General features: G+C 68.3%; 18 protein-coding genes. 9 read left to right on the forward strand and 9 right to left on the reverse strand.

What is annotated here, in order from left to right; translation table 11 throughout:
* Window positions 1-11 precede the first annotated feature (11 nt).
* Window positions 12-1,361 (forward strand): histidine kinase, encoded by a 1,350-nt coding sequence (locus ABZS29_RS35465; protein WP_355468892.1) that lies wholly within the window; start codon window positions 12-14, stop codon window positions 1,359-1,361.
* Window positions 1,358-2,095 (forward strand): response regulator transcription factor, encoded by a 738-nt coding sequence (locus ABZS29_RS35470; protein WP_355468995.1) that lies wholly within the window; start codon window positions 1,358-1,360, stop codon window positions 2,093-2,095. Before ABZS29_RS35465 ends, ABZS29_RS35470 begins: the two co-directional genes overlap by 4 nt.
* A 178-nt stretch (window positions 2,096-2,273) precedes the next feature.
* Here ABZS29_RS35470 and ABZS29_RS35475 read toward each other — a convergent pair whose 3' ends face one another.
* Entirely contained in the window at window positions 2,274-5,027 is a 2,754-nt protein-coding gene (locus tag ABZS29_RS35475) for a hypothetical protein (RefSeq protein WP_355468894.1), read from the reverse strand.
* Between the two features lie 57 nt (window positions 5,028-5,084).
* Window positions 5,085-5,429 (reverse strand): MmcQ/YjbR family DNA-binding protein, encoded by a 345-nt coding sequence (locus ABZS29_RS35480; RefSeq protein WP_355468896.1) that lies wholly within the window; start codon window positions 5,427-5,429, stop codon window positions 5,085-5,087.
* Between the two features lie 64 nt (window positions 5,430-5,493).
* Here ABZS29_RS35480 and ABZS29_RS35485 point away from each other — a divergent pair, with 64 nt between their 5' ends.
* The 4 genes from ABZS29_RS35485 (at window position 5,494) to ABZS29_RS35500 (ending at window position 9,493) form a co-directional block, all read left to right on the forward strand.
* Window positions 5,494-6,525, forward strand: a complete 1,032-nt coding sequence (locus ABZS29_RS35485) for an alpha/beta hydrolase-fold protein (protein WP_355468897.1) — start codon at window positions 5,494-5,496, stop codon at window positions 6,523-6,525.
* A gap of 99 nt (window positions 6,526-6,624) precedes the next feature.
* Window positions 6,625-7,371 carry an alpha/beta hydrolase-fold protein gene (locus ABZS29_RS35490; RefSeq protein WP_355468899.1) on the forward strand — a complete coding sequence of 249 codons (747 nt, stop codon included), beginning with the start codon at window positions 6,625-6,627 and terminating at the stop codon, window positions 7,369-7,371.
* A 17-nt stretch (window positions 7,372-7,388) separates the two neighbouring features.
* Window positions 7,389-8,627 carry a hypothetical protein gene (locus ABZS29_RS35495; RefSeq protein WP_355468901.1) on the forward strand — a complete coding sequence of 413 codons (1,239 nt, stop codon included), beginning with the start codon at window positions 7,389-7,391 and terminating at the stop codon, window positions 8,625-8,627.
* Window positions 8,627-9,493, forward strand: coding sequence for an amidohydrolase family protein (locus tag ABZS29_RS35500; RefSeq protein ID WP_355468903.1), 867 nt, complete (start codon window positions 8,627-8,629; stop codon window positions 9,491-9,493). The genes ABZS29_RS35495 and ABZS29_RS35500 overlap by 1 nt, the downstream gene beginning before the upstream one ends.
* Here the strand turns inward: ABZS29_RS35500 and ABZS29_RS35505 are convergent.
* The 4 genes from ABZS29_RS35505 to ABZS29_RS35520 are packed head-to-tail and all read right to left on the reverse strand — an operon-like array spanning window position 9,490 to window position 13,654.
* Window positions 9,490-11,481 carry a hypothetical protein gene (locus tag ABZS29_RS35505; protein WP_355468904.1) on the reverse strand — a complete coding sequence of 664 codons (1,992 nt, stop codon included), beginning with the start codon at window positions 11,479-11,481 and terminating at the stop codon, window positions 9,490-9,492. The genes ABZS29_RS35500 and ABZS29_RS35505 overlap by 4 nt on opposite strands.
* The gene (locus ABZS29_RS35510; RefSeq protein WP_355468905.1) at window positions 11,471-12,112 is read right to left on the reverse strand and encodes a cation transporter; all 642 of its coding nucleotides are present in this window, start codon (window positions 12,110-12,112) and stop codon (window positions 11,471-11,473) included. Before ABZS29_RS35510 ends, ABZS29_RS35505 begins: the two co-directional genes overlap by 11 nt.
* Window positions 12,109-12,453, reverse strand: coding sequence for a metalloregulator ArsR/SmtB family transcription factor (locus ABZS29_RS35515; RefSeq protein WP_355468908.1), 345 nt, complete (start codon window positions 12,451-12,453; stop codon window positions 12,109-12,111). The genes ABZS29_RS35510 and ABZS29_RS35515 overlap by 4 nt, the downstream gene beginning before the upstream one ends.
* 46 nt (window positions 12,454-12,499) lie before the next feature.
* Window positions 12,500-13,654: an epoxide hydrolase family protein gene (locus ABZS29_RS35520; RefSeq protein ID WP_355468910.1), complete on the reverse strand. Its 1,155-nt coding sequence runs from the start codon at window positions 13,652-13,654 to the stop codon at window positions 12,500-12,502.
* A gap of 62 nt (window positions 13,655-13,716) precedes the next feature.
* On the opposite strand from ABZS29_RS35520, the gene ABZS29_RS35525 reads away from it, so the two are divergent.
* Together ABZS29_RS35525 and ABZS29_RS35530 are read left to right on the forward strand one after the other, a co-directional pair.
* Entirely contained in the window at window positions 13,717-16,206 is a 2,490-nt protein-coding gene (locus tag ABZS29_RS35525) for an AAA family ATPase (protein ID WP_355468911.1), read from the forward strand.
* Between the two features lie 88 nt (window positions 16,207-16,294).
* Window positions 16,295-18,106, forward strand: a complete 1,812-nt coding sequence (locus ABZS29_RS35530) for a sugar-binding domain-containing protein (RefSeq protein ID WP_355468913.1) — start codon at window positions 16,295-16,297, stop codon at window positions 18,104-18,106.
* Here ABZS29_RS35530 and ABZS29_RS35535 read toward each other — a convergent pair.
* Window positions 18,088-19,179, reverse strand: a complete 1,092-nt coding sequence (locus ABZS29_RS35535) for a putative sulfate exporter family transporter (RefSeq protein ID WP_355468915.1) — start codon at window positions 19,177-19,179, stop codon at window positions 18,088-18,090. The genes ABZS29_RS35530 and ABZS29_RS35535 overlap by 19 nt on opposite strands.
* Before the next feature lie 84 nt (window positions 19,180-19,263).
* Here ABZS29_RS35535 and ABZS29_RS35540 point away from each other — a divergent pair, with 84 nt between their 5' ends.
* Window positions 19,264-20,034 carry a GntR family transcriptional regulator gene (locus ABZS29_RS35540; protein ID WP_355468917.1) on the forward strand — a complete coding sequence of 257 codons (771 nt, stop codon included), beginning with the start codon at window positions 19,264-19,266 and terminating at the stop codon, window positions 20,032-20,034.
* Here ABZS29_RS35540 and ABZS29_RS35545 read toward each other — a convergent pair.
* Both ABZS29_RS35545 and ABZS29_RS35550 read right to left on the reverse strand, forming a co-directional pair.
* Window positions 20,022-23,570: a glycoside hydrolase domain-containing protein gene (locus tag ABZS29_RS35545; RefSeq protein ID WP_355468919.1), complete on the reverse strand. Its 3,549-nt coding sequence runs from the start codon at window positions 23,568-23,570 to the stop codon at window positions 20,022-20,024. The genes ABZS29_RS35540 and ABZS29_RS35545 overlap by 13 nt on opposite strands.
* A gap of 108 nt (window positions 23,571-23,678) precedes the next feature.
* On the reverse strand, window positions 23,679-24,608 hold the full coding sequence (locus tag ABZS29_RS35550) for a LysR family transcriptional regulator (RefSeq protein ID WP_355468921.1): 930 nt from the start codon (window positions 24,606-24,608) through the stop codon (window positions 23,679-23,681).
* Window positions 24,609-24,676 lie beyond the last annotated feature (68 nt).

Raw genomic sequence — 24,676 nt, forward strand, 5'->3', positions numbered from 1 at the left:
CGCTGGGCGACATGACCGCTTGGCGACGCCTGACCCAGCTCCAGCAGGACCTGCTGGTGGCTGCCGTGGTCGCCGTCGTCTGGTTCGTCGGGCTCGGCGTGATCGACGGCAGCTGGCTGCGGCCGCAGAACCCGATGGTCTCCGCGGTCACCGGCATCTTCCTGATCGCCACCATCGCCTTCGGCCGCCGTAGTCCGCGCACGACCTTGATCACCGTCGCCGTCCTCTACCCCGTCGTGTACGCCGCGGTTGGTACCGGACTGGCCGCCCAGCTCGGGCTGACCATGTTCGGGCAGCCCCGGATCGCCGACGCCGCGCTGCAGTCCGAGATCCACCTCGCCCCACTGCTGGTGGCCGGCTACATCGCCGCGTCCAACGGCGTACGGCGTCTGGTCAGCGGCTTCTTCGCGATGGGCAGCCTGGCCGCGCTGATGATCGGCCTGCCGACCGTGGTCGCGATCGTGCTGAGCCATGTCGACCGCGCAGTGTTGTACGGCAAGCGGTACGCCGCTCTGCCGCGTGATCTGCAGAGTCTCTACAGCTACATCGACGTCTCGCTGTTCGTCTTCGCCGAGGCCCTGATCTGCGGCATGGTGCTGCTCGGCGCCGACGCCCGCCGGCGCCGCAAGAGCGTCGCGGTGCTGGAGCAGCGCAACGCCGAGCTGGTCCGTTTGCGCGCGGCCGCGGCGGAGCAGGCCGCCATCGCCGAGCGCACCCGGATCGCCCGCGACCTGCACGATGTCATCTCGCACCACGTCAGCGCGGTGGTGATTCGGGCCCAGGCCGCCGACCGGGTCGCCGACCAGCGCCCCGAGGTGCTGCGCGAGGCGATTCGCTGGATCATTGCCAGCGGCAAGGAAGCGCTGACCGCGATGCGGGAGACCGTCCGGGTGCTGAACGCCGGGCCGGGCACCGAGCGAACCGACTCCGGCGGCGGCACGGCCCCGGTCCCGGATCTGGCCGATGTGGCCCGGATGGGTGAGCGGTTGAAGGCGGTCGGGATCGACGTCGCGATGCACCTGCCGACCCGGCAGCGTCAGCTGACCACGGTCACCGATCTGACCGCCGTACGGATCATCCAGGAGGCACTGACCAACGTCATGGTGCACGCGAAGGCCACCGCGGCGCGGGTGACCTGGCAGAGTAGTGAGCAGGGCGAGCTCCTCACCATCGACGACAACGGCAGCGGTGGCCCACCACCGGTGAACGTGCTGGAGACCGCCCGGCGGAGCGAGAGCGGCCGTGGGAACGGGCTGATCGGAATGCGCGAACGGGCCACAGCGGTCGGCGGCACACTGGCCGTCGCGGCGGGCCCCCTGGGTGGATGGAGAGTGCAGGCATGGCTGCCGCCGCAGAACTGAGTGACCAGATCCGGATCCTGGTCGCCGACGACCAGGGCGTGATCCGGATGGGGCTGGCGATGATCCTCGATCACGAGCCCGACCTGACCACGGTCGCGCAGGCCGGCGACGGCGAAGAGGCGCTCCGGATGGTCGACCAGTACGACCCGGACGTCGTACTGATGGACATCCGGATGCCGGTGATGGACGGTCTGGTCGCGACCGAGCGGATCACCGCCGCGAACAAGGCCGCCGGGCGCTCGAAGCCCGCCGTACTGGTGCTGACGACGTTCGACGACGAGGCTTATGTACTGAGCGCTGTCCGGGCCGGGGCCTCGGGCTTCCTGCTCAAGGACACCGATCCGGACCTGCTGGTGTCAGCCGTCCGGGCCGTGCACCGCGGCGACTCACTGGTCGACCCGGCCTCGACGCGCGTCCTTTTGGAGCGCTGCGTCGAACTGGAACGCCAAGTCGGCGGTACGGCGGCGGCCGCGCCCGCCCAACCTGATGCGCGCTGGGCCGGGCTGCTGGCTCAGCTGAGTGAGCGCGAACGCGAGATCCTGGTGTGGATGGCGCGCGGTCTGTCGAACCGCGATCTCGCCAGTAAGCTCTTCGTCAGCGAGACCACGGTGAAGACCCACGTCAGCAGCGTCCTGTCCAAGCTCGGCCTGTCCAGCCGCGTGCAGGCCGTCGTCGTCGCCTACGAGGCCGGCGTCGTCCGCCCCGGCGAGGCCGAAGTGCGCTGGGAAGCCTAGAGGAACAACCAGCCGGCCAACGCGGCCGCGACGAGCAGCAGTACGACGGTCAATGTCTGGCTGAGCGCTGAAGCCTTGCGGCGTTCAGGTAAGAAGTCCCCGGTCATAGTTCAAGGATGCGTGCCGATTCCCTCCCACCCATCGGCCGCGAGGATGGTCTTCTCCTCATCCCGAAGGACTAGTCGAGTGGGCACCAGCTCGGCGACTCGGACCGCGCGCCACAGACGATCGTTGCCTTCGGCACCGGCTCGCCGCGCTGGAAGGTGACGATCGCCACCGGCTTGTCCACCGGCACCCGCCGCGTGACGCTGCCGCCGAAGTCGATCGGCCCGGTGACCCCTTGGTAGCCGCGTTTGGCGCCGTCGGCGTCTGTGATCGACTGCAGTGCCGACCAGACTGTCCCGCCGTTCACCGCGATGCTGTCGCGGCGCAGGTAGCTGGTCGCCAGCACGATCGCGTACGCCGCGTCGTAGCTGAGCGCCGCATGGCCGTCCAGGCTGCGCCCGCGATCGGTCTTCTCGTACGGGAACAGCTCCTGCAGCCGGACGTAGAAGTCGGCGGACTGCGGTGACGCCGTGGCCAGCAGGTCGGGCGCCAGCGACAGCGCCAGGTACTGGAACGGGATCGACTGGTTCAGGCTGCTGACGCCGCGATCGGCGACGTACTTGGTCGTGTTGTCGCCCCCGATGATGTACGGCGGCTTGGTCCGGCAGCGATCCTGGATGCCGCCGAGGAACGCCTGGAAGTCGATCTGCCCGCGACCGGCGAAGAACACGACCTCGCCTTGGTGATCACAGGCCTCCCGCCCGGCAGCGGCCGGATCGGCGCTTCCACCCTGGGAGCTGTAGGAGGTCGCGCTGCCGGGGATCCCCGCGGCCGCGAAGGCCTGCAGCACGTCCTTGGCCAGGTTCTGGCTGTAGGTGTCGGCCGGGTCGTCGGACTTCACGACGGTGAGCTTGCGCTTCAGTGGGCGGCCGAACGGGTCCTTGCCGGTCGCGACCTGGTTGCGGACGTGCGCCGCGGCCACGGCGGCTTCCCGCCGGTTCTGCGGGCTGATCTGCAGGTACATCCGGCTGACATCGACCATCTGGTCCGCCGTCAGCGTGGCGGCGACGGTCGGCAGCCCGACCGCGGCGAGCTTGCGGATCATGTCCTGCGTCGACTGCCGGCTCTCGACCATGCCGACCACGGCGACAACCGACGGGTCCTTCGCGGCCAGCGCACCGAGCTGTGCCGCGACCCGATCGGCATGCCGATACCGCGGGCCGGCGTTCGCGATCAGCACCCGCAGGATGGGCTCGTAGCGCTGCGCCGGCTTGCCGAGCTGAACCGCCTGCGCAACCGCCAGACCGGCCAACTGCTCCCGCTCGGCGGTGAAGCCGCCCGGACTCTGCGACCCGTCGCTCGCCGAGGTCAGGGAGGCCAGCGTGATCACCGGCCGCTCCGGCTCCCGCTTGCTCAGCTCGGCGGCCTGGCGGTTCTGCTCGAGAATCTTGTCTCCCACCGGACCGAACGACTCACTCGGGTACAGCAACGAGTTCGTCCCGTCGGTCAGCCCGACGCAGTCCCCGTCCACCTTGGCCACCGAGTCGTCCACGGCCTCGAAGAACAGCCAACGGAACCCGTCGCCGCCACAGTGCCGCCGATCATCCAGTACGCCGTACCCGCCGTACGCGGCTGCCAGTACGGCGAGCACCGTCCCGATGATCAGCCACCCGCCGGACCGCCGCCGCCACATTGGCCCCTGCACTCGCTCGAACGGCATCGGCTTCTCGGCCACCAACGGCGGCACCGGTACGGCGGCCCGTCCGGGGCGCCGGCGGGTCGGCGCCGCCGGGCTCCCGCCGATCTGGAACACGAGCAGCCAGGCGCCGATCGAGCGCCGGAGACTCTCCTCCAGGTGCCGCGTCCGCCACTTCTCCATGCTCTCGTCGACCTCGGCCTCTTCCGGCTCCAGCGCGAGCGGCGGAACCTTCCGGCCGATGGTCACCAACAGCAGCGGGTCGAACCGCAGGGTGTCGTTGCGAACCTCTGCGACCATCCGCACCAGCAGATAGCCGCCGTTGGTCCGGCTGATCGGACCGACGAGCAGGATCGGGTGCGTGGCCCGGTGCTTGTGGATCCACTCGACCCGGCGGAACCCGGCCCGCAGATCCTCCAGGAACGCGTTGACCAGGAGTCCGGCGAACCGCTCCGGGTCCTGGCCTCGCCATTGGTCCTTCGTGACCCGGACGGCCAGCTCGAACAGGTTGTCGTCACCGCGCGCCAGATAGGCCTGGTTACGCAGCCACCGGTACTGCCCGGACAGCACTGGCACCCGGCCGCTGTGCCGCAGCCAGAAGAAGGCCGGCAGCAGCCACAGTGTGAGCACCTGCAGCCAGCCCGGCAGCTGGAGCTGGACGCGCGCCCAGACGCCGTCACCATCACCCGCGCCACCGACGGCCCGTCGGTACAACCCCCGTCGTACGCGCGCTCGCGCTGTCCCCCGGCCGGTCGCGAACGACTCCTGCATGAGCCAGCGGACCAGGTCGTACCGCGGGAAGCTGTAACCGCCGGCGTGGTTGTCCTGCAGACCTGCCGTCGACCGGTCCAGCACATTGACCAGCTCGTCGACCTCGGCCATCGACACCGGCTGGAGCTCGGCATCCGGCCCGTCCGTCGGCGACTTGTCCTCCAGGCCGACCACGAAGTGCGGGACCTGCAATTCCGGCGACTGCGGACCCTCCGGCCGCAGCCGGTCGGACAGCATCCGCAGGACGACGGGACTCGCCGTCTGCCCCGGCTGGGCCGGAATCTCCAGGTTCAGCGGGTCCTGGACACAGGCGAAGATCGGCTGCGACTCGTCACCGTGGTGCTGAAGGCTGCCCCGCCGATAGGCCTGGAACAGGAAATCGATCAGCCGGTTGAACCCGTCCGGCACCAGCTCGGCCATGCACTCCCCCAGATCCTCACGGTCGAGGGGATAACCTACCCATTTCGTTGCGCTCCGTCACAGGTTTGTCAGGAACTCCTCACGGACCTTCTTCGGAACGCAGAGCGACCAGGCGTCGATGACGAGCTCGCGGAGTTCGTCGTACGCGATGGCTGCGAGGCGTACTTCGATCCACTGGAAGCGCTCATCGGACTTCCGCGGCGGGAGGAACTTGTCGGGCTCGGCGGCGAGCGCGGCGGCGCGCTCCTCGCGGGGGAAGCCGATCCCCATCGTCTCCTCGTCGGGTGCCACGGCGAGGTAGACGATCTGGCCGACGCGGAACTTGATCCGGTCCCGGACCAGTACTTCGTAGCTGCGCGGCAGGTCGGCGGTGGCTGCCCGGATGTCCGTGAGATCGACCACCTTCCCACGATAGACCTGGATCACTGACAGGGGATGTCAGTTTTCTTCTGGGTACCGTGTGCGGATGCCTGATGTCGTGAGTGCGGTCGAAGGAGCCGAGGTGGTGTTCCGCCTCGGCGATCCTGATCATGCGTACGACGGGGTGCGGTTGTGGCAGGAGCTGGGGCTGGCCGCCGAGTTGCTCGAGTTCAAGCCGGTGGACTTCGGCTGGGAGCTGCGGCTGGCGCGGCCGTCGGTGCACCGGATGGAGTACCTGTTCGACATCGCCGATCTGGGCATGCAAACCGATCCGACCAACCCGCGCGTGGTCGGCGGTGCGTTCGGGGAGCACTCGTGGCTGCCACTCCCCGGGTACGTCGAGCCGGCGTGGATCGACGTCGAGCCTGCGCCGTCCACGCTGACGCCGCTGGTGGTCGACACGCCGCTCGGGGCGATCGACGTACAGGTGTGGGCGCCGGAGGGGATCACACCAGCCTTCGAGCTGCCGTTGCTGCTGTCGCACGACGGGCCCGAGTTCGCCATGTACGCCGGCCTGACGCACTACGCCGGTGCCATGGTGGCCACCTCCGAGCTACCGCCGTTCCGGCTCGCACTGCTCCGACCCACCACGCGCAACCTCTGGTACGCCGCCAATCCGCAGTACGCCGAGGCTCTGACGCAGCTGGTGGTTCCGGCTCTGACGACCCAGTACAAGAGCCGTCAGCCGGTGCTCATGGGAGCGAGTCTGGGCGCGCTGGCGGCCTTGTACGCCGAGTGGAACCACCCCGGCACGTTCGACGGACTGTTCCTGCAGTCCGGCTCGTTCTTCACCCCGGAGACCGACCCGCAGGAGTCCGGGTTCGAGTTCTACGCCGAGGTGACCGCGTTCGTCCGAGAGGTGCTGGCAGCGACCGCTGCGCCGAGCACCCCGGCAGTCGCGATGACTGCGGGCGCGACCGAGGAGAACGTGCACAACAACCGGGTGATGGCAGCGCACCTGGCCGAGCTGGGGCTCGCGGTCGAGTTCGACGAGACACCTGACATGCACAACTTCACCGCCTGGCGTGACGTACTGGATCCGGACCTGACAGGACTGCTGAACCGCATCTGGGCCTAGGCCCGGCCATGGTCGTTGCCGACGGCACTCGGTGGGACGCGCTCAGACGAGGCATTCGAGGTAAAGACATGGCAGGGTGGCTGGCGAGAGGTGAGGCGAATGGACCGCGAGCAGATCGAACTCGACGCGCCGGGACTCGACCGGCGCGGCACCCTGATCCGGTACGGGCACTTCGGCCGGCCGGTGCTGGTCTTCCCCAGTGAGCAGGGTCGCGCCTGGGACTACGAGAACAACGGCATGGTGGACGCGGTCGCCGACCTGATCGAGGCCGGCCGGGTCAAGCTGTACTGCGTCGACTCGTTCGACCACCTGAGCTGGTCCGACCGCAGCATCCAGTTGGAGGACCGGGCCCGGCGGCACGGCGGCTACGAGTCCTGGATCCTGAACCAGGTCGTCCCGGCGATCGGCGCCGACTCGCCCGGCACGACCGACATGATCACCACCGGCTGCAGCCTCGGCGCCTTCCACGCGCTGAACTTCGCTTTCAAACGGGCCGACCTGTTCCCGGTCGCGATCTGTCAGTCCGGCAACTACGACGCCGCCAGCTGGCACGCCTGGGGCGAGCGCGGCGAGGCGACGTACTTCAACAACCCGGCCGACTACCTGCCGAACCTCGAGGGCGACCACCTGGACTGGCTGCGCCGGCGCCTGTTCGTCGTGCTCACGGTCGGTCAGGGCGACTGGGAGACCCATCCGACCGGCTCGTTGCCGTCGGCCCGCGCGATCGACGCCGTACTGACTGCCAAGGGCATTCCGCATGAGCTCGACCAGTGGGGGTACGACGTAGCCCACGACTGGCCCTGGTGGCGCCAGCAGATCGCGCACCACCTGCCCCGATTCGTCTGACTCGTGAGGAGACCGCTGTGGCCGACAACTCCCGCCATCTGATCGGGTTGCTGCTGGGCGCCGAAGAGGACTGGCCGCAAGCCTTCGAGGCGCTGCTGCGCCGGGTCGGCCCGATCTCGGCCGGTGGCAAGACCCATGAGTTCGAGTCCGAGCGGCTGACCATCGAGCCGTTCGACCTGACCGATCCGGTCCGGGTCGAGCTCGTCATCGACCGGCTCGCGTACTGGTACTACCACCCGCGTGAGTGGCTGAAGAAGGCCGCGCTGATGAACGGCACCTACCTGCTGAACTCGCCGTTCACCTTCCAGTCGATGGAGAAGCACTCGGCGTACTGCGCGATGCTCCGGCTCGGGCTGAAGATCCCGAAGACCGTGCTGGTGCCGTACAAGAACCCGGTCGACAACGTCCGCTGGGCCTACACGTCGGCGAAGTACAACCAGACCTTCGACCTGGACGCGATCGCCGAGGACCTCGGCTACCCGCTGTACATGAAGCCGTTCGACGGCGGCGGCTGGCGCGGCGTCTCCCGGATCAACAACAAGGTCGACCTGCACCGCGCCTACGACCAGTCCGGCGAGATGCTGATGCATTTGCAGGCGACCATCGACTACGACAAGTTCGCCCGTGCGCTGTCGATCGGCGCCGAGACGATGGTGATGGACTTCCGGCCCGAAGAGCCGATGCACAACCGGTACGCCGTCTCGCACAACTTCCTGTCGCCGTCCGCCGGTCATCAGTCGGTCGCGATCAGCCGGATCGTGAACGCCTTCTTCGGCTGGGAGTTCAACTCCTGCGAGATGCTGGTCCGCGGCGATTCGGTGCACCCGATCGACTACGCCAACGCCTGCCCCGACGTGGCGGTCACCTCGCTGCACTACTACTTCCCGTGGGCGATCAGCGCGCTGGTGAAGTGGTCCGTGTTCAGCCTGGCGACCGGCCGGCGCAGCTCGGTCGACCTGCAGACCGACAAGTACTTCGCGATCGCCGACAACCCGGACCTGGACTACGACGCCAAGATCGAGGCCTACCTCGCCCTGGCCGACGCCCACTTCGACACCGTTCGCTATCACGAGTGGTGCGCCGAGAACCTGCCCGACTTCGACGCCCGCGTGCGCGACTGGTTCAGCGGGCCGGAGTTCTCGGAGATCCTGCGCGAGACGGTCGTGGCGACGTACCCGGTCGACGAGCAGGAGAAGTTCCAGGCGCACTTCCAGGGCCTGATCAACCTCTGGCTGGCCGACCAGGCGGAGCTTTAGTGCGAGACGACGACGTACCGGCGTGGTGGGCCGGGCTGGGGCTGGACGGTCTGGTCGACGTCCATGTCCATTTCCTGCCCGACCAGGTGATGAACGCGGTCTGGAACTACTTCGATCAGGCTGTGGTGCACTATGGGACCGCCTGGCCGATCACCTATCGAACATCCGTCGAAGAACGTCTGAAAACCCTTACTACGCTGGGCGTTCGCGCCTTTCCGGCCTTGGTCTACCCACACAAACCCGACATGGCCGCCTGGCTCAACACCTGGGCCCGGGACTTCGCTGCCGTGACGCCCGGGTGTGTTGCAAGCGGCACCTTCTTTCCTGAGGCCTCCGCCTCTTCGTATGTCCGGGAAGCGCTGGACCTGGGCACCCGGATCTTCAAAGTCCACCTCCAAGTCGGCGACTACGACCCGCGCGACCCGGTTCTCGACGACGTCTGGGGCCAGCTGGCCGAAGCCGGTACGCCGGTGGTCGCGCACTGTGGATCCGGCCCGATCCCCGGCCGCCACACCGGCCCCGGCCCGATCGGCGAGGTCCTTCGCCGTCATCCCCGGTTGACTGTGGTCGTGGCTCACCTGGGCATGCCCGAATACGCCGAGCACCTGGACCTCACGTCGTACCCGAATGTCCATCTGGACACGACGATGGCGCTCACGCCGTTCACCGAGGCCCTGATGCCGTTCCCGCGCGACCTGGTCCCGCGGCTGGCCGACCTCGCGGATCGCATCGTGCTGGGCTCGGACTTCCCGAATATCCCTTATCCCTACGCAACCCAGCTCCAAGCCCTCGTGGACCTGGAGCTCGGCGACGACTGGCTGCGCGCTGTCTGCTCGGAGAACGGCGCGCGCCTACTGGGCGTCTAGCGGCGGAGTCGCCGCGCGAAAGTCCGGGCTTCGGCTTCGCTCTCGGCTCGGTTGGCGGCCAGGCCGCGGCGGAAGTCGTGCTTGCTGCGGAAGACGCGGTCGTCAGCGATGGTCAGCTCTTCGTCCAGGTCCAGGTGTGCGAGGAAGTTGCGGAGGACCGGACGCGCGAGTCCCTCGCGGGCGGACGGCGGGTAGCCGGCCGAGTAGCGGGCACCGTGATACTCGTCGACGACGCCGAGGAAGATCGCGTCGAGGTTCGGGAAGTACGCCGGGTCGGCGATCGCCGGCGGCAGCGGTTCGTCGTACGGGCGGCGGTCGAGCTTCCAGCAGTCCTGCTCGAGATCCAGCTCGAGCAGGCCGGTCGCTGCGACGCCCAGCTCGGTCAGGCTGTCGTCGTCGAGGTGACTGTCGTGGAGGTTGAGCTCCCACAGCCTCGGCACGACGGGCCACGCGGCCAGCGCCTTGGCCGAGGTGATGCTGTTGTAGGCCAGGTTGAGACTGTCGAGCTCGGCGTTCGCGGCCGTGAGCGTGGCGAGGTCGTCGTCGTTCAAATCGCAGGCCTCGAGATCGAGTCGGCGTCCGGGGAGGCGCTCGACGACCGGCCAGCCGCTGAGCTGGTTGTAGGAGAAGTCGAGCGTCTCCAGCTGTCCGATGCTCAGGAGTTCGGGGACGGCTGCCGGGGTGAGACCGGTCGCAGCCAGGCTGAGTTCGGTCAGGTTGACGGCGTTGTGCGAGGAGGCCCAGGCAACGGCGCCGGCGTCACCGATCGGCTGGATCTCCGACCGGGCGTAGTACGGCGAACCACCCGGGTCGCCGGACAGGTCGAGTCGCTCCAGCGCTGGAAGGTCGACGTCGTGCGCGAGGTGCTGGGCGCCGGACTCGGTCAGGAAGTTGTTCCTGAGGTTGAGCTCCCGGAGGGCAAAGTAAGTGCCGGTGAAACCCTCGGCGGTCACGTCGCTGAGGCCCAGGCCGCGCAAGGTCAGGCTCTCGATCCCCTCGCGATCGAGTTCTGCGATCAGTCTGACGAGTGGTGCATCACCCAGGGGCAGCTTGTTGAGGCTGAGTGCGGCCAGTCGTGGGATCAGGCCGCTCGCGACCACCGCGTCGAGCCCTTGCGGGCCTAGCCCGTGACTACCCCGGCTCAGCGCGGCACCCTCGATCGTGAGTTCGCGGAGACTCGTCAGCTCGGCGGTCGCGAAGAACTCGGCGCAGGCCGCGTCGTCCTCGGGAACGACGTTGCCGACGAACAATTCGGTCAGGCTGTGCCGGCCGTTCCGGCCGCAGCGGAAGGCGATCGTCAGTTGTTCGAGCTGCGCAAGCTCAGGACACGCAGCGAGATCGCGCGCCTCCTCGATGCCTTCGATGCGGAGCGCAGCCGAGCGCAGTTCGGGCGCGATCCCCGAACGCAACAGGTGTACGAGGTCAGGAGCACGCAGGCCCGCGTGCCGGAGCCGTGATGGCCGACCGGCCGGTGGGCGGAACGGCGGCGGTGTGAAGTGGGAAAGATCCTCGGTGACGTCGATCAGGTCGAGCGATTCGAGCTTCCCGAGGTCGGGGTTGGTTGCCAGGTGGGCAACCGCGTTCGCATCCTGTTCGGTGAGCATCTCAGCCGTGACCGCGCGCAGGTTCGTCCAGAGCGGCAGGGACTCGGACAGCGCGCCGAGTGCCGCTCCGGCCAGGTAGCCGAGGTCGAGCGTCGTGACGTTGGCCTGCGGGTCTGGGAGCGGGAGTGCCGCCGTACCGATGTGGTCTGATCTGAGCGAGAGCTTGCGGACCAGCCGCCAACCCGGTCCTCCTTGGGCTGCCCAGGGCGCTTCGCGCGTTTCATCAGGCCATTCCGCGAGCCCTTGCTCACAACGATCGACCAGCGCCGCCGTACTGGCTGCTCGCCCCAGCGCAGCACAGAGTGCCCGGAACGCCAGCTGACTCGGCGGGCCCGCCAGCACCCGCTCGATCTCCCCCATCACGGCCGCAACTTTACGATGCACAGCAACCGTCCTCACACGTGGTCGCCGTCGGCGCACAACAGTTCTGGCCACGCCAGGCCTGCACGCCTTCGCGCACCGCAACGGCCGCGATGATCAGCCCCGCGATCGGGTCGGCCCACGACCAGCCGAGAGTCGCGTTCAACAGCAGACCGACTAGCAGCACTGCCGACAGATAAGTACACAGCAGCGTCTGCGTGGAGTCGGCCACAACCGCGTTGGAATTAAGGGCTTTCCCCGTACGCCGCTGGGCCCAGGACAAGAACGGCATGACGATCAAGGACGCGATCGCGAGCCCGATCCCCACCGGCGAAACGTCCGGCGTGGCCTGGGTGATCAAGCTGCGCACCGACTCGAACGTCACGTACGCCGCGAGCGCGAAGAAGGACAACGCCAGCAACCGCAACGCCTGCCGCTCCCGCGTCTCAGGAAGTGGATGCCGGAACTGCCAGATGATGATCAACCCGCTCGACACCTCCACCACCGAGTCGAGCCCGAACCCGACCAATGCGACCGACCCGGCAACGAGTCCAGCCGACACCGCGACGATCGCCTCGATCACGTTGTAAGCGACCGAAGCGCCGGCCAGCAACTGCGCCCGCCGCCCAAGCCGCCGCCGATCGACCAGCGTCACTCATGGTTCAACCCATAGTTCGGGCACAACGCCACCGCATCCCCGGTCAGCCCCAACAGCTTCTCGGCCGCAGCCAGCAACTCCATCGTCGCCTCCGGATGCGTCAGCCGAAACACCGACGCCCGCCCCTCCGCCCGCGACTCCACCAACCCGCAATCCCGCAAGCACGCAAGGTGTTTCGACACCGTCGACTGCGCCAGCCCAAGATGCGCGGTCAGATCAACCACCCGATGCTCGCCACCCGCCAGATGCCGCACAATCGCCAACCGCGAAGCATCACTGAACCCCTGAAACAAACACCCCGCCACCGCCAGCCCCGGCATCTCATCAACCATCGCCATCCAGCGATACTATCGCTGGATGGCGGTCCTGCCTACGGCAGGTTCACTAGTCGTCTGTGGAGAGGGACTTGAAGAACTCGCGGATGTCCCCGGTCAGGAGGTCGGGGACCTCCAGGGCGGGGAAGTGGCCGCCTTGGTAGAACTCGGACCAGTGCGTGATGTTGTGGGCCTTCTCGGCGAAGCGGCGGATGGCGTAGTCGGCGGTGGTGAAGACGGCGACGCCGGTCGGTACCGTGGCTGGGGGTTTCGGGGCCCACATGCTCGCGTCGTGGAAGCGTTCGTAGTACGAGTTCGCCACACTGCGCGCGGTGTCGGTGAACCAGTAGATGCTGACAGTGGCGAGCAGCCGGTCGCGGTCGACGGCGTCCTCCGGTAGGTCCTTGGCCGCGTCGGTCCACTCCTTGTACTTCTCGACGATCCAGGCGAGCTGCCCGGTGGGTGAGTCGGCGAGCGCGTGGGCGATGGTCTGCGGCCGGGTGCCCTGCAGCTGCATGTACGCCGACATGTCGTCCTGGAAATTCTTCATGGCCTTGAGCCGCTCCTGCTCGGTCTCGGTCAGCGCGGCCATGTCGGCGGGGTCACCGGTCGGGAAGGTGACCAACGCGTTGGCGTGGATCCCGATCACGTGCTCGGCGTCGACCCGGCCGAGGGCGGGCCCGATGAACGCGCCGATGTCGCCGCCCTGTACGCCGTACCGGTCGTAGTCCAGCCGGGCCATCAGCTCCGCGAAGGCCGCTGCGATCCGGGTGTCGGTCCAGCCCGTCTCGGTGATCGGACCGGAGAACCCGAACCCCGGGACCGACGGGATGACGAGGTGGAATGCCGGCTCGCCGGCCCCGGGTGCGGTCAGCGGCTCGATCAGGTCGAGGAAGTCGAGGACTGATCCGGGCCAGCCGTGGACGAGGAGCAGCGGCGTCGCGTCGGTACGGGCCGAGCGGATGTGCAGGAAGTGCAGCCGCTGCCCGTCGATCACGGTGGTGAACTGCGGGTACGCGTTCAGCATCGACTCCTGAGCCCGCCAGTCGAACTTCTCGGCCCAGTAGCCGGCCAGGTCGCGGAGGTAGCTCGCCGGTACACCGCGTTCCCAGCCCGCGCCGGGCAGCTCGTCGGTCCACCGGGTGCGCTGGAGCCGGTTCCGCAGGTCGTCGAGGTCGGACTGGGGAACGGCGATCTGGAAGGGGGTGATCTCGTTGTTCGTCATACCCATCATGCTGTTCGTAAAGAGGGGGGCGCCGAATCACGAGATCTCGTTATCTTTGCCCGGTGACCACCCCCAGCACCTTCGTCGGCCGCGGCCCGGAACTCGCCGCGTTGCTGGCCGCTTTCCGGGACGAGACCGTCGGAACCGCGCTGGTGTCGGGCGAGGCCGGGATCGGCAAATCCCGCCTGGTGCACGAGTTCACCACCCGGCTCGGCTCGGAACCGCTGGTGTTGACCGGCCGGTGCCTGGAGTTCGGCAACGACGGACTGCCGTTCGCGCCGTTCGTCGGGGTGCTGCGTGGTCTGACGCCCGGCACCTTCACCTCGCTCGCCGCTTTGCTGCCCGATCTCTCCCAGCCGGTCGACCGAATGCGGTTGTTCAGCGAGGTGCTCACAGTGCTGGAGCGCGCCGCCGAGTCCCGGTCGCTGGTACTCGTGCTCGAAGACCTGCACTGGGCCGATGTGTCCAGCCTGGAGCTACTGACCTTCCTGGTGGCCAACCTGAGCCACAGCGGTGTCTTCCTGATCGGCACCCACCGAGCGCCGTCCGGTCCGCTGCGACAACTGGTCGCCGAACTCGCACGGCTGCCCACCGTACGGCGGATCGCGCCGGCCCCGTTGAGCCGACATGAGGTGGGTCGGCAGCTGGCCGCGCTGCTCGGCCGGGAGCCCGAGCCCACGCTGGTGGCTCGTGTCTTCGAGCGCAGCCGGGGCAACCCGCTGTTCGTGGAGGCGCTCAGCAGTTCCCCCGAGGAGACACCCGCCGAGCTACTCGAGCTGCTCAGGGCCGGGCTACCCGAACTCGACGGCGACACCGAGCACGTACTGACCATCGCCGCAGTGGCGGGCTCTGTGGTCGAGCACGACGTACTGGCTGCGGTCGTCGGACTGCCCGAACCAGAGCTGCATCAGGCGCTGCGCTACCTGGTCGTGGAGCAGGTGCTGCAGCCCACCGACACTGGCTATGCCTTTCGGCATGCGCTGATCCGTCAGGCCGTCTACGACCTGCTGCTGCCGGTCGAGAAGGCGCGCCGGCATGCGCAGTATGCGACAGCGTTACTCGACATGCCGGAACACGTCGCCGAGCTGGCCGCGCACGCCCACGAGGCCGGTGACCATCCGCTGGCGCTCAGGGCTGCCTGGCAGGCAGCAGAGCGGGCGCAGCGCACCGGAGCGGAGGCAGAGCGGCTGCACTTACTGCAGCGGGTCCTGGAGCTGTGGGAGAAGGTCGCCGACGCCGCGGCGGTTGCAGGTGTCGACCGGCTCACCGCGCTCGACCACGCGGTACAAGCCAGCCTCGCTACGAGTGCGGTCGCCGCCGGCCTGAGCTGGTCGGTCGAAGCTCTCGCACTCGCCCCCAGCCCTCGGCGGTACCTCTTCCAGGCTCGGCTGAAGAACCTGGGCAACACCGGCGGCCGCGACGATCTGCTCCAGGCGCTGACCCTGAGTGACGAGGACCTGCTGCGCGGAGAGATCCTCGCCGAACTCGCCGCCGGCAGTGTCTTCGCCGGCGACCCCGTCCGCGGTGCCCAGGATGCAGGTGCCGCGCTCGAGATCGCCGAGCGGCATGGCGACGCCGGGCTCGCGGCTCGGGCCCATGCCTATCTGGGCCTCGCCGAGGCGGAGGATCTGGAGGCGGCCTGCCGCCATTTCGCAGCCGCCCGCGCTGCCGCCGACCCACCGACGAAGATCGGCGTCGCGCTGTGGGAGGCCGCCACCCGGCACGCCTTCGGACAGCACGTCGCCGCGATCGAGGTCATCCAACTCGGCCTCCGAACAGCACACGAGACCTTCCAGTACTCGCGGCACGCGCCGATCCTCGTGGTCAAGTGGGTGCAGGCGCTGACCGCCCTCGGCCGCTGGGCGGAGGCGCTGGAACTGATCGACGAGACCCTCGGCGAACCGGACCTGCCCAGACTCAGTCACGCCGCCCTGCTGATCAGCCGTGGCGAGATTCAACTGGCCCAGGGCGACCCGTCCGCAGCACTGGCCTCCGCCGGTACCGCCGATGAGTTGCTCGGCGACGAGCCGTGGGTGCGGAAGTACCGGATCAGGCTCCGCACCCTGCAGATCCGGCTGACCCCCGACCGGGCCGCCGAGATCTACGCTGCGACGTCGGCCGCCGAGCACCTCGAGGCGCACCCCCACGAGGCGTGGCCGCTGCTCGCTGCCGCCGTACCGGCCGAGCTGCCCGACGTACCGGTGCTCGGACCGGTCGACAAGGCCTACCGCGCGATGGCGATCGGCGACCAGGAGACGGCCGCGCGGATCTGGCGAGAGCTCGGTCAGCCGTACGAACTGTCGCAGTGCCAACCGCAGGCGGCGCCGTCGCCGCCGGTCACGCCACCGAAGTCCACGCTGGGACTCACCCGGCGCGAGCTCGAGGTGCTGACACTGGTTGCCGAAGGCAAGAGCAACCGGCAGATCGCCGCCGAGCTGTTCATCAGCGGCAACACCGCCGGTGTCCACGTCTCCCGCATTCTGGCCAAACTCAACGCCAGCACCCGAACCGAAGCCGCCCGCAAGCTGCTCGACCTCACACCCGGGCGTTGAGCAGCCGGGTGAACACCCCGTTGCCACCTCAATTCCAACGTTGTACTGTCTTCTGCGAACCCGCCTTCTCATGTCTTCGGGAGTCCCTATGACACAGCCTCGTGCCGAGTACCCGCGTCCGCAGTTCGTGCGGGCGGAGTGGGTGAATCTGAACGGCGAGTGGCAGTTCGAGATCGATCGGTCGGACAGTGGGCTGGAGCGGGGGGTGCGGGACCGGGAGCTGGAGCGGCGGATCGTGGTGCCGTTCGCGCCGGAGAGCAAGCTGTCGGGGGTCGAGGATGTCGACTTCCTGGAGGCGGTCTGGTACCGGGCGACCGTGACGATTCCGCAGGAGTGGGCGGGCAAGGAGGCGGTGCTGCACTTCCAGGCGGTCGATCATGACGCGACGGTCTGGGTGAACGGGACCGAGGTCGTCCGGCATCGCGGTGGTTTCACGCCGTTCAGTGCGAACCTGAGCAAGGTGGCCAAGCCGGGCGAAGAGGCGACGATCGTCGTCCGCGCGCGGGACACCCACAAGGGTCCGCAGGCGCGCGGCAAGCAGAGCCAGCTGTACTTCAATCACGCCTGCCTCTACACGCGCACGACCGGCATCTGGCAGACGGTGTGGCTCGAGGCCGTTCCGACGGTCCACCTCAAGCGGCCGCGGATCACGCCGGATGTGGCCGGCGAGAGCTTCCACCTCGCCGTACCGGTGTCGGCCAACAAGCCGGGACACAGGATCCGCGCCACCCTGAAGGATGCCGACGGCGAGGTGACGACGGCCGAGGTCCGCGCCGATCTCGACCTCGCACCCCGGTTGACCCTGCACGTGCCAACTGATCGCGTCCGGCTCTGGGACACCACAGATCCCCACCTGTACGACGTCACCATCGAACTGGTCGATGCCGACGGCAACGTCATCGATACGGCCGACAGCTACGCCGGCCTGCGGTCGGTATCGGTCAACGGCCAGGCGATCCTGATCAACGGCAAGCACGTGTTCCAGCGGCTGGTGCTCGACCAGGGCTACTGGCCGGAGAGCCTGATGACAGCGCCCTCCGAGGAAGCGCTGATCAAGGACATCGAGCTCGGCATCGCGGCCGGTTTCAACGGCGCACGCCTGCACCAGAAGGTGTTCGAGGAGCGGTTCCTGTACCACGCGGACCGCCTCGGCTACCTCGTCTGGGGCGAGTTCGGTGACTGGGGTTCCGGCGTCGGTCACACCGGCGACGACAACCAGCAGCCAACGGCCTCGTACGTCGCGCAGTGGCTCGAGGCGGTCGAGCGCGACTACAGCCACCCGAGCATCGTCGGCTGGTGCCCGCTCAACGAGACGCACCAACTGCTGCACGACCGGATCACCCAGCTGGACGACGTAACGCGCGCGATGTTCCTTGCCACCAAGGCGGCCGACTCGACCCGCCCGGTCCTCGACGCATCGGGTTACTCGCACCGCGTGCCCGAGACCGACGTCTGGGACTCGCACAACTACGAGCAGGACCCGGTCGAGTTCGCCAAGCAGATGGCCGGCCTCAAGGACGGCGAGCCGTACGGCAACACCGGCGGCCCCGCCGACCGGCCGATCTCCCAGCCCTACAACGGCCAGCCGTACTTCTGTAGTGAGTTCGGCGGCATCTGGTGGAACGCGGAGAAGGCCGCCGCGGGCAAGTCCGGCAACAGCGAGGACTCCTGGGGCTACGGCCAGCGCGTCGCCGACGAGGAGGACTTCTACGTCCGCTTCACCGGGCTGGTCGACGCCCTGCTCGACGACCCGCTGATGTTCGGCTACTGCTACACGCAGCTCACCGACGTCTTCCAGGAAGAGAACGGGATCTACAACTTCGACCGCAGCAGCAAGCTCGACGTACCGCGGATCCAGGCTGTGCAGACGCGCCTGGCCGCCTACGAGAAGAAGGACTGAAGGACCAGCGAACCGACCGCGACCAGGACCCAGAGAATCGCCCCGAGCAGGAGCGGCCTGGGTCCTGCGTCGCGCAGCTCGCGCGGCCGCAGCGACAGGCCGATCGCGGTCAACGCGGCCGTGATCAGGCAGGTCCCGATCAGGCTCAACGAAGGCAGCCAACCATCCGGTACGGCGCCCGCCGTCCGCAGCCCGGCCGCCGCGACAAACCCGATCAGGAACAGCGGAACAAGCTTCTTCCACGGCAGCGGCCCACGCGTCGACGCCGTCGCCCCGTCATAAGAAGCACCCTGTACGTCGAGCGCCCGGGCCGCGCGGTTCTCCCGGCGAACCTTCAGCGCCACCAGCGTCAGCACGATCGGAATCAGCGTGAGTGACCGGGTGAGCTTCACGACGATCGCCTGATCACCGGCACTCTGGCTGTACGCGTACCCGGCCGCGACCACGGACGAGGTGTCGTTGATCGCCGTACCGGCCCATAATCCGAAGGCTTCCGGGCTCATCCCGAGCAGATGCCCGAGCGGCGGAAACGTCAGCACAGCAACGATATTGAACGTGAAGATCGTCGCGAGAGCGTAGGCGACCGACGACCGCCGGGCCCCGATCGCCGCAGTGGCGGCCGCGATCGCCGAGCCGCCGCAGATCGCCGTACCGACGCCGATCAGAATCTGCGTGTCGTCGCGGACGCCAAGCAGCCGGCCGAACAACCAAGCCCCACCGAGCGCGAGCGCCAGCGTCCCGAGCATCACCGGCAATGACGACAGGCCCACGCGCGCGACCTGCTGCAGCGACAGCCCGGTCCCCAGGACGACGATCGACAGCTGCAGCAGGTTCTTCGACGCGAAGTCGATCCCCGGCCGGAAGACTTCGGATCGCACCCGCGGGAAGGCCAGCCCGGCCAGCACCCCGAACACGATCCCGAAGACCGGCCCACCCACCACCGGCACCAGCCGGCCGAGCGGAACAGCCGCGGCCGCGAGCACCAGGACGACGAGCAGCCCCGGAAGCCGTCCACGGAGCGGCGGAAGGTGCCAGGTGGCGGTGCGAGGTGCCCTAATCTCGACCTGCACCATCAGCCCGGCTCCTCCTCGCAAAGATGTACGTACATTTAAGCTAAGAGATGACCGGACATTTGGCAACTTCGGAGGCTGACCCGAATGACCGTGCTGAACCGCTCCGGCGGGGAGCCGTTGTGGAAGCAGTTGCAGAGCGACCTGGTACGGCGGTTGCGTGCCGGGGAGTTCGACGACGCCTTCCCCGGTGAGCTGGCGCTGGTCGAGGAGTACGCCGTCAGCCGCCACACCGTCCGCCAGGCGCTCGGCCAGCTGCGCGCCGACGGTCTGATCGTGGCCGAGCGCGGCCGGCAGCCGAGGGTCGCGACCGTCCCCGAGATCCGGCAGCCGATGGGCGCGCTGTACAGCCTGTTCTCCTCCGTCGAGGCCTCCGGTCTCGCGCAGCACAGCGTCGTCCGGGCCCTCGACATCCGCGCGGACGGCGTGATCGCAGCGCGCCTCGAGCTCGAGGCCTCCATCCCGCTGCTCTACCTGGAGCGCCTCCGGTACGCCGGTGACGAGCCGCTCGCGCTGGATCGAGTCTGGCTGCCGGCCTCGGTCGCCGCGCCGCTGCTCGACTCCGACTTCACGCACACCAGCCTCTACCACGAGCTCGCCGAGCGCACCGGCCTGCGCCTGGACCACGGTCGCGAGGACATCCGCGCCGTGATGCCGGCCCCGGCCGAGCGTGCACTGCTGCACTGCCCGGCCGAGGCCGCTGTCTTCTCGATCATCCGGCGGGGCACCGCCCAGAACCGCCCGGTCGAGTGGCGCCACACAATCGTCCGCGGCGACCGCTTCGCACTGTCAGCCGAGTTCTCCGAGAACACCGGCTATCGGCTGACACCTGCCACCGCCCAGACTCACGGCTGGTAGCGCACACTCCCGCCCCAGTCGTTCTGTTGCCAGCCCTCGGCCGGCACCCACCACCAGTGCGTGAGCGTGTTCGAAGCCGACTGCGCGAAGATCTGCTGCTGATCCCCGAACTTGTACGCCACCGGATCCGAGTACGCCGTACCACCGTGGTCGGCGAAGGTCACCGTGTTGCTGCCCTTGCCCCAGAACCAGGTGTACAGGGTGTTATTGGGGCCGCGGGCAACCACATGCTGCTCGTCGCCGAAGGCGAACCCGGCCGGCGCGCCCACGAACCGTCCCGGCGCACCGGTCCACTTGTCCAGCTGCAGACCACCGGACGGGTCCCACCACCAGTGCGACAGCTGTCCGTCCGCCGCCTGGGCGAACACATGCTGCTGCCCTTGCCAGGTGAACGTGGTCGGGTCGGAGTAGACCTCGCCACCCCAATCGGCGAAATGCGGTTCGGCCTCGTCGGCGACCCACCACCAGTGGTACAGGTGATTGTCGGTGCTGCGGGCAACAACATGGAGCTGGTCGCGATAGGTGTAGACCGAAGGCCGGCCGACGATCGGCCCGGGGGCGCCGGACCACTTGTCCAGCCTCAGCTTCAGGTCGACCGGATCCCACCACCAGTGCGACACCGCGCCGTCGCTCGACCGGGCGAAGATGTGCTGCTGACCGCCCCAGACCGCGGCCACTGGATCGGACGCCGCATCACCGGCCCAGTTCGCGAACGACGGCTGCGCTTGTCCCGGCGACTGCCACCAGTGCAACAGCTTCCCGTCGGTACTGCGGGCGACCGCGTGCTGCTGATCGAGCCACGCGTACCCCGACGGCCGGCCGGCGATCGGCCCCTGCCCCCAGTCGGCGGTCTTCGTCCCCACGCCGGACGTCCAGTTCCAGCGCATCAGCGAACCCGTCGCGGTCGGCGCGAACATCAGCTCCTGGTCGCCGTACCGGTATCCGGCCGATCCGGGCACCTCTTCGGTTGCCGCCGGCACCGACCCCACGCCGTACACCTCAAGATCGTCGAAGTACACCGCCGATCGGTCGCCCGTCCTCGTCTTGACGAAGCTGAACCGGACGTACCGGCCGCGGGCCGGCGCGAAGTCGGCTTGGTACCACACCTTGTACATCCCACGATCCACACCGGTCTGCGCGACCTCGGTGAAATTCGTCCCGTCGCCGCTGACCGAGATCTTGATCCGGTCCGGGTGATAGCCGGGGAAGTCCTCGTACGCGTGCGCCTTGGCCCGGCCCACCGTCTGGACGACGCCGAGGTCCACCGTCACGTCGTACGTCGCCGTCGCACCTTCAGCCGGTACGTCGTACGCGAAGCCGCGCCGGTCACCCCAGTCGTGGGACAGCACGCCGTCGGTCGCTTCCCGGCCCGCGTCGTCGTTGCCGGACGAGGTTCCCCCAGGCTTGGTGTAGGTCTTGCCACCCGCGAAGTTCTGCTGCAGCAGATAAGACCCGGACACCTCCAGCGAGGCGAGGCCGACCGCTCCCGCACCAGCCGGTACGACGATCCGCACGAACCGCGCCTTGCCGTTGATCCCCGCGAAGTACGCCTTGTCCGCGCTGTTCACCGCGTGCGCGTCCGACCAGTACGAACCGTCGTACGAGAGTTGCACCTTGGACGACGCGGGTGCCGTCGTCCAGGCCAGATTCACGCCGTTCAGCTGCGCCTGCCGGCCGAGGTCGACCTGCAGCCACTGCTCACCGGTACCGGTCGGCTGCCAGGCTGTCGCCGGTTCGCCGTCGACCGCCTTGGCCGCGTCACCGGAAACACTCGAGGCCGCCGCGACCTTGCCCTTGGCGAGGTCGTTCGGGATCAGCGGGCGACCGGCCGCGGCATCCAGCATCATCGCCCGGATCCGTTGCATATAAGCGGTGTCGGACTGGTAGTTGTTGCTCATCTGCACCAGGCTGCGGGACAGCTCGGTGGCCAGGCCCGGGTTCGTCTTGCCCAGCAGGTTCAGCACCTCCCAGTCCTCGATCCCGTCGCGCAACGACTCGTACCGGGTCGTCACCTCGAAGGTGTTCCGGGCGACGTCCGGCTGAGTGATCCAGCCGTCGCCCTTCGGCTCCTGGTCGTCGATCTTGTAGCGCCAGTTGTTGTAGGCCCAGTGCAGGTAGCCGGTCGCGCCGCGGCTGTAGGCCAGCCACATCGTCATGCGCTGGTTCCACTGCGCCTGGTCGATGAACCTGTTCAGGTGGCCGTGCACCGGGATGTTGCAGTTGTAGAACCAGAGTTCCTTGTGATTGCCGGTCCGCTCGAAGTCGAACGGGTCAGGGTTCCCGGTGTAGGTGTGCAGGTTCGGGATCACGATGTCGGTCGTCTTGGCGACGCCGAAGGCGCCGGCGTTCACGATCGCGTCGGCGATGGTGATCCCCGGCCACAGCGCGCGGTAGCTGGCGGCGACCTCGTTGTACTCGGTGACGTCCTGCGCCTCGTCGGAGATGTGCTGGAACCACAGCTGCGACCACCCCTTGGCGGCGACGTGATCGCGCAGCGCCGGAAGGTACTGGTTCGTCCAGTTCTTGCCGGCCGCGGAATCCCAGTCGTAGTAGACCTGGTAAGCGCCGGCCGTGCTCGGCAGCGTCGCCACCTTGAACCGCGGCGAAGCGCCGATCAGGTCGTTGCCCTCGATCCGCTTCACCGCGCCGTGGGCCTGGAAGTGTTCGACCACCTGGTCGATCAAGGTCCAGTTGAACGTGTACTTCCCGGTCGACGGGTTGAACACACTGCCCGCGTCCTTCAGCAACGCGACCGTCGGAATCTGCACGCTGTTCCCGCGGTAGCGCTTGGTGAGTTCCGCCTGCCGGTCGAGCAGTTCCCACCACTTCGCGGAGTACTTCTTGTACTGGTAGATCTCCTCGATCGTGTCAGTGACCTTCGGATCGGGGGACAACGCCTGCACCGTGCTCTGCCACAGAACTGTGGTGAATCCGCCGTCCTTGGCCGGCGGCACGGTCACCGCCCGCGCGTCCACACTCAGCGGCACGGTGACATCTCCGGCGGTCGTCCGCAGCGTCACCCGGCCGCTGTAGACACCGCCGGCCGCCTCAGCCGGCACGTACACCCGGATCCAGACCGATTGCGTGGTGTTCGCCGCGACCGCGATGGTCGGATCGTTGACGAGCCGGTCAGGGAACAGCCCCGGAGCGTTGCGGATCGTGTGCCAGGCCGGCTGCACGCCGTCGAACGTCGAGTTGTGGTTCAGGCTCTGGTAGCCGACGAAGTTGTACGACAGGTTCGTGGCCGCGATGCTGTCCGACGGCCCGGCCAGATCGGTGAAGTCGACGCCGCTGATCGTGAACGCCGCCGGACCGCGCAGCACCACCTGACCACCTTCGTAGTCGTTGCGCGCGGTGTCGAGCTTCAGCCGGTCGGACGCCTCCTCCGACGGCCCGCTGTCCTTGAAGACCGACGTGTACGCCGATTCCACCCAATGCCCGGGCGGAGTCGCGGCCGCCGCCGGCTGCGGTGGTACCACCACCGCGCCTACTCCGACGATCAGCCCCAGGCCGACCAACGCTCGTACCCACCGCACAGTGACCTCCCGGAAGTCCGCCGATGCAGTGAGAATCGATTCCAGGCCGATCCGGAACAATCTGTGAAACGGAGACCGAATGGCCTGCTTCGGCCCCAGCCGAAGGACTCAGGGCTGGTAGGTCGGAGCCCCTGGCCGGAACGGGTCGTCCCCCGGCAGCCAGTACGGCGCGGGCCCGAACTCCACGACGACATCCCGGGTCAGCGCCTCTGCCGCCGCGAGAACGGCCGGATCGGATTCGTCCCACCGAGACACCAGCGCCCAGGTCCACAGCGGCACGGGATTCGCCACCGGCCGCCGGGTGAACCCGCTCGGCCACGGAGTGGCGTCCCGCTTCGGCGAACTCAGCACCGGCCGCCGCAACCGGCGTACGTGATCGAAGAACGCCGGGCCGGTGATTCCGTGGTCGTCGATCCGCTCGATCGACGCGCCGGTCTCGCGTGCGAACTCGATCGCGTAGATGTTCCACGAGGCCCAGGTCGTGGTGTCGGCATCGACGAGCACCACGGTGTCCTTGGCCTGCACCGCCGATTCGTTGCCGACCGAAACGGCGTACAGGCGGTCGACGCCAAGCAACCGACCGGTTAGTTGCTGCTCGGCCAGGTCGGTCGCCCGCACCCACGTGATCGCCAGGTCGATACTTCCGTCCGCGACCCGCGCGGCCTGGGTGTGCGACGGCATCACCCACGCATCGACCAGCAACCGCGCCACCCCGGAGACCCGCTTCTCGAGATCTGGCGGCCGCCAGCTCACGTAGCCCAGCCGCACCGGCTCGCTCGCCGCGAACCCCCGCGCCGTACGACGAAGCTCGTCGGCCTGCTCGAGGAGCGCCCGAGTCCGCGGCAGCAACGTCTCGCCGTGCGCGGTCAGCGTCACGGTCCGCCGGTCGCGCTCGAACAACCGCACCCCGAGATCCCGCTCGAGCGACTTGATCTGCTGCGACAGCGACGGCCCCGCGATGTGCAGCCGCGCCGCGGCCCGGCCGAAGTTCAGCTCCTCGGCGACCGCCACGAAGTACCGCAACTGCCGAAGTTCCACCCTCGAAGAGTAGTAGGCGCAGCCTCTCAGCTGGGAGCAGACCGGTCGTGGAAAACCCGCCAAGGTTC

The sequence above is a fragment of the Kribbella sp. NPDC005582 genome (assembly GCF_040605415.1).
Classification (GTDB): domain Bacteria; phylum Actinomycetota; class Actinomycetes; order Propionibacteriales; family Kribbellaceae; genus Kribbella.

Coding starts and splice junctions, on each gene's coding strand:
- ABZS29_RS35520 (WP_355468910.1), bottom strand. CDS start 13,654: ATGACGAACAACGAGATCACCCCCTTCCAGATCGCCGTTCCCCAGTCC.
- ABZS29_RS35515 (WP_355468908.1), bottom strand. CDS start 12,453: ATGGCGATGGTTGATGAGATGCCGGGGCTGGCGGTGGCGGGGTGTTTG.
- ABZS29_RS35475 (WP_355468894.1), bottom strand. CDS start 5,027: ATGGCCGAGCTGGTGCCGGACGGGTTCAACCGGCTGATCGATTTCCTG.
- ABZS29_RS35490 (WP_355468899.1), top strand. CDS start 6,625: ATGGACCGCGAGCAGATCGAACTCGACGCGCCGGGACTCGACCGGCGC.
- ABZS29_RS35530 (WP_355468913.1), top strand. CDS start 16,295: ATGACACAGCCTCGTGCCGAGTACCCGCGTCCGCAGTTCGTGCGGGCG.
- ABZS29_RS35485 (WP_355468897.1), top strand. CDS start 5,494: ATGCCTGATGTCGTGAGTGCGGTCGAAGGAGCCGAGGTGGTGTTCCGC.
- ABZS29_RS35535 (WP_355468915.1), bottom strand. CDS start 19,179: ATGGTGCAGGTCGAGATTAGGGCACCTCGCACCGCCACCTGGCACCTT.
- ABZS29_RS35465 (WP_355468892.1), top strand. CDS start 12: ATGACCGCTTGGCGACGCCTGACCCAGCTCCAGCAGGACCTGCTGGTG.
- ABZS29_RS35540 (WP_355468917.1), top strand. CDS start 19,264: ATGACCGTGCTGAACCGCTCCGGCGGGGAGCCGTTGTGGAAGCAGTTG.